A 14,156-nucleotide genomic window follows, 5' to 3' on the forward strand; every position below is an offset into this window, starting at 1 on the left:
ACATGAGCAGTTCTGATAAAAAAACAACGGTTGAGTCTGCGGTGGTTGAGTCAGCAGCAGCAGCCACACTAGTGACGGTTGACCAAACACGCCGCCAGTTCTTCCGCCAGGCGATTGCCGGTGCCTTTGGTGCCGCCGCCATGATGAATATGGTGCCTTCTGCTGTACGCAGCCAGGCTTGGGCTGCAGGTTCAGATGCACCGGAAATCACCGAAGTGAAAGTTGGTTTTATTCCACTGACCGACTGTGCGCCTATCATCGTCGCTGCACAAATGGGCTTCGATAAAAAATACGGTATCAAAATTGTGCCGTCCAAAGAGGCTTCCTGGGCAGGTGTACGCGACAAGCTGGTCAACGGTGAACTGCATGCCGCTCACGTGTTATACGGCCTGGTGTACGGCGTGCAAATGGGCATAGGCGGCCAGCAAAAAGACATGAACGTGCTGATGACGCTGAACCACAACGGCCAAGGTATCACGCTGGCTAACCAGTTGAAAGAAAAAGGGGTGACCAGTGGCGGAACATTGAAACGCCTGCTGGATAACGAAAACCGCGACTTCACGTTTGCGCAGACTTTCCCGACTGGCACCCATGCCATGTGGTTGTATTACTGGCTGGCGAACTATGGCATCAACCCAATGCAAGACGTCAAAACGATCGTCGTACCACCACCACAAATGGTCGCCAATATGCGTATCGGCAATATGGACGGCTACTGTGTAGGTGAGCCATGGAATGCACGTGCGATTTACGACAAGATTGGTTTCACTGTCGCCACAACACAAGACATCTGGACCGATCACCCGGAAAAAGTATTGGGCACCACGGCTGATTTTGCCGCCAAAAATCCAAACACCGCACTGGCCTTGACCAAGGCCATCCTGGAAGCTTCCCGCTATATCGACGCCACCAAGAACCGCGCCGAAGTGGCCAAGCTGATTGCAGGCAAGGCTTATGTGAATGCACCGGAAGAAGTCATCGAAGGCCGCTTCCTGGGCCACTACGACAACGGCATTGGTAAAAAATGGGAAGACCCGAACTACATGAAGTTCTTCAACGACGGCAAAGTCAGTTTCCCTTACCTGTCCGACGGCATGTGGTTCCTGACCCAACACAAACGCTGGGGCTTGCTGAAGTCCGACCCTGATTACCTGGGCATCGCAAAGAAAGTGAACCGCATCGACATCTACACCGAAGCCGCCAAATCACTGGGTATCGCAGTGCCGACAGACGTGATGCGTAGCAGCAAACTGATGGATGGCGTGATCTGGGATGGCAAAGACCCTAAAGCTTATGCCAACAGCTTCAAGGTCAAAGCCTAGTCTTTTAAAGGAGAGTCACCATGAGTGTCGTCAGCTTTAACAAGGAAAAAATCATGCAAAAAAGCGGGGAAGCTGCGAAAGTAGCACCTGAAAAACCTGTTGTTTCTGTGGTTAAACCTCTCTCAACCACAGTGGCAGCAGCCACCACGCCCGCGCCCAAGCGCGCGGCGTGGGCGGCAACCGCCAAAGTCGTATTTGAATGGCTGGTGCCACCGGTCATTGGCCTGATCATCTTCGCTGCCATCTGGGCCACGGTATCTGCCCTGACCCAGGGCTTGCCAGGCCCGGTCAAAACCTGGCAGTCAGCGGTCGAGCTGTTCAGCGACCCGTTTTACATCAACAATCCGAACGACATGGGCATAGGCTGGAACATCCTGAACTCGCTCAAACGTGTCGCCACTGGTTTCGCATTGGCAGCGATTGTTGGCATCCCGATGGGCTTTGTGATTGGCCGTTACACATTCATGTCCAGAATGGCAGCCCCCATTATCAGCCTGCTCAAACCGGTATCGCCACTGGCCTGGCTGCCGATTGGCCTGCTGGTATTCAAAGCCGCTAACCCGGCAGCGATCTGGGTGATTTTCATTACTGCCGTCTGGCCCATGATTATTAACACCGCCGTCGGCGTCAGCAAAGTGCCGCAAGACTATATGAATGTGGCCAAGGTACTCAACCTGTCCGAATGGAAAATCGTCACCAAAATCCTGCTGCCTTATGTCATGCCATACATGATGACCGGCGTCCGCCTCTCTATCGGCGCAGCCTGGCTGGTGATTGTGGCGGCTGAAATGCTGACCGGCGGTGTTGGGATTGGCTTCTGGGTATGGGATGAGTGGAACAACCTGAATGTAGAGCACATCATCATCGCCATCTTTATTGTCGGCATTGTTGGCTTGCTGCTGGAACAGTTGCTGGTGCTGGTCGCAAAACGCTACAGCTACGAATAACCGGGAAAAGGATTCTTAATTATGACGACCAATGTAATGCAAGACCGTTATGTGCTGATTGAAAACGTCAACATGACATTCCATACCAAAAAAGGCAGTTTTCAGGCACTCAAGGACATCAACCTGAACATCCGTGAAGGTGAGTTCATTTCCATCATCGGTCACTCCGGTTGTGGCAAATCCACCGTGCTGAACCTGATTGCCGGTTTGCTGCAACCAAGCGAAGGCTACCTGTTTTGTGCCGGGCGTGAAATTTCCAAACCAGGCCCGGAGCGCGCTGTGGTGTTTCAAAACCACTCTCTGCTGCCATGGCTGACTTGCTTTGAAAATGTCTACCTGGCCGTAGAACGCGTGTTTGGTGAGAATGAAGGCCCAACGCAACTGGCTGAACGCACCCGTGCTGCGCTGGAACTGGTGGGCCTGAGTCACGCCATGGAAAAGCGCCCCAACGAAATCTCAGGTGGCATGAAACAGCGCGTGGGCATTGCCCGTGCCCTGGCGATGGAACCGAAAGTCCTGCTGCTGGATGAGCCCTTTGGCGCACTCGACGCACTCACCCGTGCCAGTTTGCAGGATGAGCTGATGAGCATCATGGCACGCTCTGGCTGCACCGCCGTGATGGTCACGCACGATGTAGATGAGGCCGTATTACTGTCAGACCGCATCGTCATGATGACCAACGGCCCGGCAGCCACCATAGGCGAAATTCTGGAAGTGGATCTGCCACGCCCGCGCAAACGTCTGGAACTGGTAGAAGACCCGAGTTACACACATCTGCGCAGCGAAGTATTGAAGTTTTTGTATGAGCGCCACGCTAAAAAAGCAGCATAGATAAAAGTAGTGCTGACGGGCGGTCACCCGCCAGCACCGCATACCTCATCGAAGTATGGTTACCCCACATTGCATAAAGGAGCAACACATGAACGCTAACTCACACCCACGCTTGCGTCAAGTTTCAGTCGCAATTTTACTGGCCGCTTTAAGCATGCAAGCCATGGCGGAGGAAGAAGCACTCCCTGAATATACCTTCATGGATGCCATTAAAACTGGCAAAAATATGACCAGTTTCAGGTTGCGTTACGAGAATGTAGACCAAGATGGTTTGCAGCCACCGACCATGCCAAATGGCACGGCCAACCCAACTGCAACGAAAGAACTGAAAGATGCCAACGCACTGACTTTGCGCAGCCTGATTGGCTGGCAAACTGCGCCCTACCACAACTTTAGCTTTGCGGCCCAGTTGATTAATGTGTCTAAACTGGCAGACAACTTTAACGATAGTACCAACAGCACGCTGACGAATAGTGTTTCCAACCAGGCACGTAATATCGAATACGCCAAGGTGGTTGACCCTGACTACACCGGTCTTAACCAGTTATTTGTAGAGTGGACAGGCATTAAAAACACCCGTGTACGTGCAGGCCGCCAGCAAGTGAACCTGGATAACGTGCGCTTTATTGGTGACATTGCTTTCCGCCAGGTCATGCAGGTGTTTGATGGTGTATCCGTGTTCAACAAAACCATTCCTGATACCGAACTTTTTGTTGCCCACTTTGAAAGCCTGGAGCAAATCACGGCCAAACACCGCTCAGATGGCGCTCTGGATATTGTGAATGCCCGCTACCGTATTTCACCTACCGAGTTTTTGGTGGGTTATGCCTACCTGGATGGTTTTCAGGATTTAGGCATGGGCCGTGCCTGGTTTGGTAATGGCACCACCGCAGCGGCGATTGCTGCTGGCAAAGGCGGTGCAGCTAACCAGAATGCAGACCAGGGCAACAAGATTGTTGGTTTGCGCCTGGATGGCACGCATCCATTCACCCCTAACTACCGTGCGCACTACACGGCTGAATATGCCAAACAGACAGATTACAGCAATGGTGACACCCGTATTGACGCGCACTATTACAAAGTCGGCGGCGGTTTTGGCATTGATAACTTCAACATGCGCATTGACCAGGAGTTGTTATCCAGCAACAACGGCAAATATGCTTTCCAGACCCCACTGGGTACCAACCACCTGTTCCAGGGCTGGGTAGACAAGTTTCTGGCCACGCCACTTGAAGGCATTAAAGATACCTTTGTCACCGCCACTTACCGCTATGGCGACTTGTTGTTCTTTGCTGATTATCACTTGATTGACTCTGACGAAGACTTTCATACAGTTGGTGGCGGCACAGGCACCAGAGGTTCCCGCTACGGTAAAGAATGGAATGCCGCCGTCACCTGGAATGTGGACAAGAACTGGATGACAAAACTGGAATACGGCAAGTTCACTGAAGGCGACCGCTACGCCTTGACTGCCAACGTCCCTGATAGCATCGCCGGTAACCGTGGCCGTGTGCGCGACACCGAAAAATTATGGCTGACTGCCATGTATACGTTTTAACTCTATAAGGAACTGCCTATGACTTCAGCCGCAAAAGTATATTTAGTCGGTGCCGGCCCAGGCGACCCGGACCTCATTACGCTCAAGGCCATCAAGGCCTTGCAGCAAGCTGAGGTGGTGCTGGTCGATGACCTGGTGAACCCGGCCCTGCTCGCGCATTGCCCGCAGGCACGCATCGTGCCGGTCGGTAAGCGCGGCGGCTGCAAGTCTACCCCGCAGCACTTTATCAACCGTATGCTGGTCGCCCTGGCCGAGCAAGGACAAGTGGTCGTTCGCCTCAAGGGCGGCGACCCGTTTGTGTTTGGGCGTGGTGGTGAGGAAATGCTGGCTTTGCGTGCGGCCAATATTCCTTACGAAATTATCCCAGGCATGACCAGCGGGCTGGGCGCTTGCGCCAGCATGGAGGTGCCAGTGACGCACCGTGGCTACAACCACGGCGTGACGCTGATTACCGGCCATACCCAGAACGGCGAACCGCTGCCATGGCAAGCCCTGGTAGAAAGCAATACCACACTGGTGATTTACATGGGTATGCAACACCTGCCAGAAATCACACGTGGACTGATCAATGCAGGCATGTCAGCCGACATGCCTTGCATGGTGGTAGAGAATGGTACCCGCCACAACCAGCGGGCGGTGACTTCTTCTCTGCAAGCGATCCCTTACCTGGCACATACCGAAGGCCTCAAAAGCCCGGCGATTATTGTCGTCGGTACAGTGGTGACATTAGCTAAAAACAGCCAGCAAGAACAAGACTGGCAAGCAAACCTGCAAACCTGGCTCAGCGTAGCCAATGCAGCATAAATATAACAGGAGCGATTTTGATGATAAAACAGAAACTGGTGGTCGTTGGCAACGGCATGGCCGGCATGCGGGCAGTGGAAGAACTGCTCAAAATTGCACCGGACATGTATGACATTACCGTGTTTGGCGATGAGCCTTACCCTAACTATAACCGCATCATGTTGTCGCCGGTGCTTGCCAATGAGCAGACCATAGACGACATTATCCTAAACACACGTGAATGGTACGCAGAGAATAATATTACCCTGCATACTAGCGCGCGCATCAACAAGATAGACCGCAAAGCGCGTGCCGTGACTGCCGAGAATGGCATCACCGTTGAATATGACCGCCTGCTACTGGCGACGGGCTCCAAGCCATTTATCTTGCCTATCCCGGGTGCTGACCTGGAAGGCGTGCTGGGTTACCGCGACATTAAAGATACCAACGACATGATTGCTGCGGCCAAAACGCACAAGCATGCGGTGGTGATCGGCGGTGGCTTGCTGGGCCTGGAGGCGGCCAACGGCCTGAAAATCCAGGGCATGGATGTCACCGTGGTACATAAAAACGAGTGGCTACTGGAGCGCCAGCTAGACAAAGTCTCAGGCAAGATGTTGCAAAAATCCCTCGAAGCGCGTGGCCTGACCTTTTTGCTGCAAAAAAACACTGAGCAACTGATAGGCAAAGATGGCCGCGTCGTCGCGGTACGCTTTACAGACGGCCAGGAAATCCCGGCCGACCTGGTGGTGATGGCCGTTGGCATCCGCCCCAACTACGCCCTGGCCGAATCCGCTGGCATTCATTGCAACCGCGGCATTGTGGTCAATGACACCATGCAAACCTATGACCCGCGCGTTTACGCAGTGGGTGAGTGTGTGAGCCACCGAGGCATCGCCTACGGCCTGGTCGCACCTTTATTTGAAATGGCCAAAGTGTGCGCCACACATTTGGCCAACTTCGGCATCGGTCTATACAAAGGCTCAGTCACTTCAACAAAACTGAAAGTGACTGGCATTGATTTGTTTTCGGCCGGTGATTTCATGGGCAGTGACGATGCCGAAGAAATTTTGCTGCACGACGCGGTCGGCGGGGTTTACAAAAAACTCGTGATCAAAGATGACACAATCATCGGTGCCGTGCTGTATGGCGATACGACGGATGGGGCCTGGTATTTCCAGCTGCTGCGCGACAGGAAGCCGATACACGAAATTCGTGATCACCTCATGTTCGGGCAGGACAGTCTGGGCAATACCGGCCACCAGGGTCAAGACAAAGTGTCCACCATGACTAACGAAATGGAAGTGTGTGGCTGTAACGGTGTTTGCAAGGGCACCATCGTCAAGGCCATCCAGGAAAAAGGCCTATTCACCATAGACGACGTCAAGAAACAAACCAAAGCCGGTTCCAGCTGCGGCAGTTGTACTGGCCTGGTCGAACAGATTCTGGCTTCGACGCTAGGTGGCGGCTATGCGCCGCCTTCCAGCAGCAAAGCAGTGTGTGGCTGCACTGACTTCAACCACGAAGAAGTACGGGATGAAATCCGTAAACATAAATACCTGAGTATCCCGGCTGCCATGAAAGGCATGGGCTGGAAAACGCCTAACGGTTGTGCGACTTGCCGTCCGGCCATGAATTACTACCTGATTTCGACCTGGCCACATGAGGCCAAGGATGATCCGCAATCCCGCTTTATCAACGAGCGCGTGCATGCCAATATTCAGAAAGACGGCACTTACTCAGTCATTCCGCGCATGTATGGCGGCGTGACCTCACCAGACCAGTTACGCAAAATTGCCGATGTCGCCGACAAATACCAGGTGCCGATGGTGAAAGTCACCGGTGGTCAGCGGATTGACTTGCTCGGCGTGAAAAAAGAAGACCTGACCAATATGTGGGCAGATCTGGATATGCCTTCTGGTTACGCCTACGGCAAGTCTATCCGCACCGTGAAAACCTGCGTCGGTTCCGAGTTCTGCCGTTTTGGTACACAAAACTCCACCCAACTGGGCATTGATATCGAAAAAGCCTTTGACCATATGTGGGCGCCGCACAAGGTGAAATTCGCCGTGTCTGGTTGTCCGCGCAACTGCGCCGAATCAGGAATTAAAGACGTGGGCGTCATTGGTGTCGACTCCGGCTGGGAAATTTATGTTGGCGGTAACGGCGGCATTAAAACCGAAGTGGCGCACTTTTTATGCAAGGTCAAAACGGCCGAAGAAGTCATTGAGTACTCGGGAGCGTTTATCCAGATTTACCGCGAAGAAGCGCGTTATCTGGACCGCACTGTGCACTGGATAGAACGTGTCGGCCTCGACTATGTAAAAAAACGTATTCTGGAAGATGCCGAAGGCCGCGAAGCAGCCTACGAGCGTCTGCTATATGCCTTGCAGGGTTCGGTCGATCCCTGGGCTGAGCGCGTCCAAAAACGCGATGAACACAAAGAATTCGACACCATTACCATTTAATCTAAAATGTGGCGGACGGCAGCAATGCGCGTACGCCCGGGAGAGTACAACATGCAAAAAAGCTTTTGGGAAGTCGGTCATAAACCGACCTTATTTTCAGCCTTCTTTTATTTTGACCTGAGCTTTATGGTCTGGGTCATGCTGGGGCCATTGGCGGTACAAATCGCCGCTGACCTGCAACTAAACCCGGCACAAAAAGGCCTGATGGTCGCCACCCCGGTGCTGACCGGCGCTATTTTGCGCATCGTCATGGGCGTGCTGGTAGACCAGCTCAAACCGAAAAAAGCCGGCCTGATCGGCCAGGTCATTGTGATCGGCGCCTTGCTTACCGCCTGGTTGCATGGCATTCACACGTATCAGCAAGCTTTGCTGCTGGGCATGTTCCTCGGCTTTGCCGGGGCCGCTTTTGCCGTGGCCTTACCGCTGGCTTCACGCTGGTATCCACCCGAGCATCAGGGCACAGCCTTGGGCATTGCTGGTGCCGGTAACTCAGGCACGGCCTTGGCCGCTTTGTTTGCGCCTGGCCTCGCCGTGGCATTTGGCTGGAGCAACGTATTTGGCCTGGCACTAATCCCGCTGCTGATTGCGCTGCTGGTGTACTCCGTATTTGCCAAAGATGCGCCAGATGCACCTGCGGCCAAATCACTGTCGCAATACCTGGCGGTGTTAAAAGACAAAGATGCCTGGTGGTTTATGTTTTTCTACAGCGTGACCTTTGGCGGTTTTGTCGGCATGGCTTCTTCACTGACTATTTATTTCCATGACCAGTATGGCCTGGACCCAGTACACGCCGGTTACTTTACCGCCGCCTGCGTGTTTGCCGGTTCACTGGTACGCCCATTCGGTGGTTTGCTGGCTGACCGCATCGGCGGCATCCGCTCCCTGAGCACCATGTATGTACTGGCCGCGATTTTCCTGTTCATTTTGAGCTTTGGCATGCAAACACAAGCTGCTGGCCTGGCAGTGGTCGTGTTGGCCATGGCATCCCTGGGCATGGGCAATGGCGCGGTATTCCAACTGGTGCCGCAACGTTTCCGCAAGGAAATCGGCGTTATGACTGGCCTGGTGGGCATGGCAGGCGGCGTAGGTGGTTTTTACCTGGCCTCCAGCCTGGGCTACTCCAAACAAATCACCGGCAGCTACCAGATCGGCCTGACCATTTTTGCAGGGCTGGCTGTGCTGGCATTGGTAGGCTTGTCTAGCGTGAAAAACCGCTGGCGTACTACCTGGGGTTCTGCCACTGTGACCAGTGCTAAAATCTAAACCAATCTCCACCGGTCATGAAACGGAACCATAAATGAAGTTAACCTTCAGTGTAGGCGAAAGCAGTGTCACAGGGCCCAGGCCTCGTAATGAGGACTATATCGGCCTGGTGACGCCTGCTGACGCCCAGCTGGGGATCAAGGGTGCACTGCTGGCTGTGGCGGATGGCATCAGTGGCGGCGCCGGTGGCGCCGAAGCCGCTGAAATGACCGTGCGCACCTTGTCGGCAGACTACTATGCGACCCCTGACACCTGGACCGTACAGCATGCGCTGGACAAGGTCATTCAGGCCGCCAACCGCTGGGTGCTGTCACAGGCACGTAAGCACAGCCACATGGCAGGCATGGCCACTACCTTATCGCTCATGGTGTTGCGCGGACAACGCTATGTGCTGGCACACGTGGGTGATACCCGTATTTACCGACTGCGCGAGCAATCCTTGCAATGCCTGACCACTGACCACGTTTGGGATAGACCAGACATGCGCCACGTTCTCAAGCGTGCGGTCGGCCTGGATGACCAGTTAAGTGTCGATTACGCCGAAGGCTTGCTGCAAACCGGCGACGTCTATGCCATTGTCAGTGATGGCGTGTGGGCAGCGCTGGGTGAGGCTGATATACACAAAGTGCTGATGCTATATCACACCCCGCAACTCATGGCCGAGCACCTGACCAACCAGGCACTGGAAAAAGGTGGCCAGGATAATGCTTCGGCTGTCGTGGTGCGTATTGACCAAGTCGGGCAGGACCACCTGACCGATATGCTGGCTGATGCACTGAGCCTGCCAGTTCCAGCCAAGCTGGCGATTGGCGACCAACTGGACGGTTTTACCGTCACGAAAATCCTGCACGACTCACGCGTTAGCCTGCTGTATCAGGTCAGGAATCCGACAGGCCAGTTGTTTGTGCTCAAAACACTACAGCCATCCAGGGCTGATGACAAAACCAGTTGCGAAGCCTTGCTGAACGAAGAGTGGCTGGCCAAACGCGTGGTCTCACAATGTGTGCCACAGGTGCTGCCACTCACCCGTGAACAGCGCAGCGCACTCTATTACGTGATGACCTGGCATGAAGGCGCCACCTTGCAGCAGCGCCTGGAAGCCGGACATCATTTCACCATGAACGGCGTGGCCAATATCGGCCAGGACTTGCTACGCGGCTTGAGCATGTTGCACCGCTTGAATATCGTGCACCGCGACATCAAACCGGCCAATATTCATATCGGCAGCGACAACCGCCTACGCATCCTTGACTTGGGCGTGGCGCTGAACACCACCTTGCCCATGCCTGAGCAGATGGAAAACCCCGGCACACCAAGTTTCATGTCGCCAGAACTGTTTGATGGCAAAGTGGCTGACCGCCAGGCAGATATCTACGCCGCCGGGGTGACGCTATATCACTTGCTGACCCGTAAATATCCTTACGGCGAAATCGAACCTTTCCAGTCACCACGCTTTGGCGAGCCTATCCGCCCTAGCCGCTATCGCCCGGAAATTCCGGCCTGGCTGGAAAACGTGATTTTAAAAGCCATTGCCAGAAAACCGGCTGACCGTTTTGAAACGGCCGAAGAGATGCTGCTGGCACTGGAACATGGCGAACTGAAGCCGATCGTGATTCCGCGTACGCCGCTGATTGCCCGCGCACGCCTGGTCAAATGGCAATGGCTGGCCGTGATTTCATTGTGTATTAACCTGTTATTGATTTATTTGTTACTGGTCTCTTGAGCCATTGCGCTGTGAAACCCAGAGTCAAATTGGAAACGAGGAAATAATGAGTTGGACAAAAATTTGCCCGGTAAACGACATCCCAGCCCTGGGCGCACGTGTTGTGCGCCACGGCGAAGTGGAGATTGGTGTCTTCCGCACCGAAGATAACCGTGTGTTTGCGCTCAACAATAGCTGCCCGCACAAGGGCGGCCCGTTGTCACAAGGTATTGTCTATGGTGACAAAGTCGCCTGCCCATTGCATAGCTGGAAAATCAGCCTGGTCGATGGCAAGGCAGAAGAGCCGGATGTCGGCCATACCGCCTGCTATGCCGTCAAAGTGGAAAACGGCGACGTTTACCTGCAATTAGAAAAGTAGTTTAGCAAACCAGGCAATCTATGACGCAACAGCAACAACTTCAGGCATCCAACCATACGCTGACGGCAGAACCAGTCATGTTCTACCCGCAACGGCGTGAAACACGCAGCACCTGCTGTTATTGCGGGGTGGGCTGCGGCGTCATTATTACCACGGAAGGCAAGCAGATTGTCGACGTCAAAGGCGATCCCGAACACCCGGCCAACTTTGGCCGCCTGTGTACCAAAGGCTCTACACTACACCTGACCGCCAAGCTGGATGCACGTGCGCTGTATCCGGAAATGCGCCTGGACAGGCATCAGCCGCGTGAACGCGTGACCTGGGATACCGCCTTAAATCATGTGGTGGACAAGTTTGCCGACATTATCCAAACCCACGGCCCGGATGCGGTGGCCTTCTACATCTCCGGCCAGTTACTCACTGAAGACTATTATGTGTTTAACAAACTGGCCAAAGGCCTGATAGGCACCAACAATGTCGATACCAACTCACGCCTATGCATGAGCTCAGCCGTGGCAGGTTATAAAGTCACGTTGGGCGCCGATGCACCCCCGGCCTGCTACGAGGATATCGACCATACACAATGCCTGTTTATTGCTGGCTCCAACACCGCCTTTGCGCACCCGATTGTGTTCCGCCGCATTGAAGATGCCAAGGCTAAAAATCCGGACATGAAAATTGTCGTCATTGACCCGCGCCATACCGACACCGCACAAGTAGCCGATTTGCACCTGGCCATCTTGCCCGGCACTGACGTGGCTCTGTTTAACGGCCTGCTGCATGTCATGCTGTGGGAAGGCTTGCTGGATATGCAATATATCCGCGACCATACCGAAGGCTTTGAAGCGCTCAAGGAAACCGTGCGCGAATATACGCCAAAAATGGTGGCCGATATTTGCGGCATCGCTGAAAAAGATATTATCCAGGCCGCCAAATGGTTTGGCCTGGGCCCAACGCTCTCCATGTACTGCATGGGGCTTAACCAGTCCATCCACGGCACCGAGAAAAATGCCACCCTGATTAACCTGCACCTGGCCACCGGCCAGATCGGCAAGCCAGGCGCTGGCCCGTTCTCACTGACCGGCCAGCCTAACGCCATGGGCGGTCGCGAAGTCGGTGGCATGGCTAATTTACTGTCTGGCCACCGTGACCTGGCCAATGCCGAGCACCGCGCAGAAGTCGCCCGCTTGTGGGGGCTGCCTGAGGTGCCTGCCACGCCAGGCAAAACCGCCGTCGAAATGTTCGAAGCCGTCAAAAATGGTGAAATCAAAGCCATCTGGATTGCCTGCACCAACCCAGCGCACTCCATGCCAGACTTGAATAATGTACTGGCCTCGTTGCGCAATGCCGAGCTGATCGTTTTGCAGGATGCATTTAACAACACCGACAGCAACCAGTACGCCGACGTGTTTTTGCCTGCCACGACCTGGGGCGAAAAAGAAGGGACGGTCACCAACTCCGAGCGCCGCATTACGCGTGTACGTCCAGCGGCGCCCAAGCCTGGCGAAGCACGGCACGACTGGGAAGCCGTGGTGGACTTTGCGCAGCGACTAGAACAAAAGTTAGGTAAAACCAGCACCCTGTTTAATTACCCGGATACCGAAACCATTTTTAACGAGCACCGTGAAACCACGCGTGGACGTGACCTCGACATCACCGGCCTGAGCTACAGCATCCTCGAAACACAAGGTCCGCAACAGTGGCCATTTAAACCTGGCGCCAACCAAGGCGAAGCACGTTTATATACCGATGGCGTGTTCCAGAAACCAGGCGGCAAAGCGCAGTTTATGAGCGCCGCGTATAAGGGCACCGCCGACAAACCAGATGCGCGCCACCCTTTCCACCTGCTGACTGGCCGCCTGCGTGACCAATGGCACGGCATGAGCCGCACCGGTATTGTGCCGCAGCTGTTTAACCATGAAGAACAGCCAGTGATCTGGATGCATGCAGACGATATGCAGCGCCGTGCGATCAAGCATGGCGATATTGTCAAAGTCAGCAACAAACGAGGCAACCTGGTCGTCCGCGTGCAAGCTTCTGACGAAGTGCAACCGGCGCAACTTTTTATGCCTATGCACTGGAGCAGCCAGTTTATGCACGGGCTGGGCGTCAATGCATTGATGCCGCCTGCTTTTGACAAAACCTCTAAGCAGCCCGAGCTCAAACACACGGCGGTCAAAATCGAAAAATTAGACTTACCATGGCAAATGGTGGTCATGCGCAATTGCGAAGACGCACAACTCATCAGCAAGGTGCGCAAATTGCTCAAGTCATTTGACTACGCCAGCTGCGGTTTATATGGACGTGATGCCGGCATGGTCATGCTGCGTGCCGCACATCATGCAGCGCCTGACGCGGCATTGATCGCCGAGCTAGATGCCCTGCTGGACATGACAGAAGATGCCCCCATGCTGACATATAACGATGCCAAGCGTGGCATCAGCAAACATATATTGGTGCAACATAACCAGGTGACTGGCGTGCGGCTGATTGGCGAAACACTGGCCGCCGACTGGTTGCGTGAAGTGATGACCAAGGGCGAGCTCACCAATGAGCTACGCCGCTGGGCACTTGCGCCACTGAGCGCACCACCAGCCGGACAACATAGCCGTGGCAAAATCATCTGCAATTGCCTGGATGTCTCGGAAAACGAAATCATGGAAACCCTGGAAATGGGTGCGGATCTTCCCACCTTGCAGAACAAACTCAAATGCGGCACCAGTTGTGGTTCATGCGTGCCAGAGCTCAAGCGCCTGGTCAAACTGCATGGCAAAGTGCACGCCTGATGAGCGCCAAACCATATTTATAATGAAGCAATACTGAGCGAAAGATCAATTCTGGTGCAATTGCACTGATATGCATCATTATCGTGCGTCAGCCTTACTCCGCCCCTTTGTCGGGAC

The 14,156-nt window shown here is 54.2% G+C and carries 10 protein-coding genes; all 10 read left to right on the forward strand.

The window, feature by feature from the left end; genetic code table 11:
- Positions 1-2 precede the first annotated feature (2 nt).
- The 10 genes from ACIDE9_RS04575 (at position 3) to ACIDE9_RS04620 (ending at position 14,039) form a co-directional block, all read left to right on the forward strand.
- A complete protein-coding gene (locus tag ACIDE9_RS04575) occupies positions 3-1,322 on the forward strand; it encodes a CmpA/NrtA family ABC transporter substrate-binding protein (protein WP_411993071.1) in 1,320 nt (439 codons plus the stop codon).
- Positions 1,323-1,342: 20 nt separating this feature from the next.
- Positions 1,343-2,269 (forward strand): nitrate ABC transporter permease, encoded by a 927-nt coding sequence (ntrB, locus tag ACIDE9_RS04580; RefSeq protein ID WP_411993073.1) that lies wholly within the window; start codon positions 1,343-1,345, stop codon positions 2,267-2,269.
- Positions 2,270-2,290: 21 nt separating this feature from the next.
- Positions 2,291-3,100 carry an ABC transporter ATP-binding protein gene (locus ACIDE9_RS04585; protein WP_194754049.1) on the forward strand — a complete coding sequence of 270 codons (810 nt, stop codon included), beginning with the start codon at positions 2,291-2,293 and terminating at the stop codon, positions 3,098-3,100.
- An 88-nt stretch (positions 3,101-3,188) separates the two neighbouring features.
- Positions 3,189-4,658 (forward strand): alginate export family protein, encoded by a 1,470-nt coding sequence (locus ACIDE9_RS04590; RefSeq protein WP_411993076.1) that lies wholly within the window; start codon positions 3,189-3,191, stop codon positions 4,656-4,658.
- Positions 4,659-4,676: 18 nt separating this feature from the next.
- Entirely contained in the window at positions 4,677-5,462 is a 786-nt protein-coding gene (cobA, locus tag ACIDE9_RS04595; RefSeq protein WP_194754047.1) for a uroporphyrinogen-III C-methyltransferase, read from the forward strand.
- Positions 5,463-5,482: 20 nt separating this feature from the next.
- Entirely contained in the window at positions 5,483-7,909 is a 2,427-nt protein-coding gene (gene nirB / locus ACIDE9_RS04600) for a nitrite reductase large subunit NirB (RefSeq protein WP_411993078.1), read from the forward strand.
- A 51-nt stretch (positions 7,910-7,960) separates the two neighbouring features.
- Complete coding sequence (locus tag ACIDE9_RS04605) at positions 7,961-9,172, forward strand: nitrate/nitrite transporter (protein ID WP_411993080.1); 1,212 nt, start codon at positions 7,961-7,963, stop codon at positions 9,170-9,172.
- 34 nt (positions 9,173-9,206) lie between these two features.
- Entirely contained in the window at positions 9,207-10,895 is a 1,689-nt protein-coding gene (locus tag ACIDE9_RS04610) for a protein kinase domain-containing protein (RefSeq protein WP_411993082.1), read from the forward strand.
- A gap of 46 nt (positions 10,896-10,941) precedes the next feature.
- A complete protein-coding gene (nirD, locus tag ACIDE9_RS04615; protein WP_411993083.1) occupies positions 10,942-11,253 on the forward strand; it encodes a nitrite reductase small subunit NirD in 312 nt (103 codons plus the stop codon).
- Positions 11,254-11,330: 77 nt separating this feature from the next.
- Positions 11,331-14,039 (forward strand): molybdopterin-dependent oxidoreductase, encoded by a 2,709-nt coding sequence (locus tag ACIDE9_RS04620; protein WP_411993300.1) that lies wholly within the window; start codon positions 11,331-11,333, stop codon positions 14,037-14,039.
- Positions 14,040-14,156: the final 117 nt, after the last annotated feature.

Origin of the sequence: Methylophilus sp. 'Pure River' (assembly GCF_046765995.1) — a bacterium.
Lineage (GTDB): Bacteria > Pseudomonadota > Gammaproteobacteria > Burkholderiales > Methylophilaceae > Methylophilus.

Bases quoted from the DNA above. Each gene is read 5' to 3' on its own strand.
- ACIDE9_RS04575 (WP_411993071.1), top strand. From the start codon at position 3: ATGAGCAGTTCTGATAAAAAAACAACGGTTGAGTCTGCGGTGGTTGAG.
- ntrB (WP_411993073.1), top strand. From the start codon at position 1,343: ATGAGTGTCGTCAGCTTTAACAAGGAAAAAATCATGCAAAAAAGCGGG.
- ACIDE9_RS04585 (WP_194754049.1), top strand. From the start codon at position 2,291: ATGACGACCAATGTAATGCAAGACCGTTATGTGCTGATTGAAAACGTC.
- ACIDE9_RS04590 (WP_411993076.1), top strand. From the start codon at position 3,189: ATGAACGCTAACTCACACCCACGCTTGCGTCAAGTTTCAGTCGCAATT.
- cobA (WP_194754047.1), top strand. From the start codon at position 4,677: ATGACTTCAGCCGCAAAAGTATATTTAGTCGGTGCCGGCCCAGGCGAC.
- nirB (WP_411993078.1), top strand. From the start codon at position 5,483: ATGATAAAACAGAAACTGGTGGTCGTTGGCAACGGCATGGCCGGCATG.
- ACIDE9_RS04605 (WP_411993080.1), top strand. From the start codon at position 7,961: ATGCAAAAAAGCTTTTGGGAAGTCGGTCATAAACCGACCTTATTTTCA.
- ACIDE9_RS04610 (WP_411993082.1), top strand. From the start codon at position 9,207: ATGAAGTTAACCTTCAGTGTAGGCGAAAGCAGTGTCACAGGGCCCAGG.
- nirD (WP_411993083.1), top strand. From the start codon at position 10,942: ATGAGTTGGACAAAAATTTGCCCGGTAAACGACATCCCAGCCCTGGGC.
- ACIDE9_RS04620 (WP_411993300.1), top strand. From the start codon at position 11,331: ATGTTCTACCCGCAACGGCGTGAAACACGCAGCACCTGCTGTTATTGC.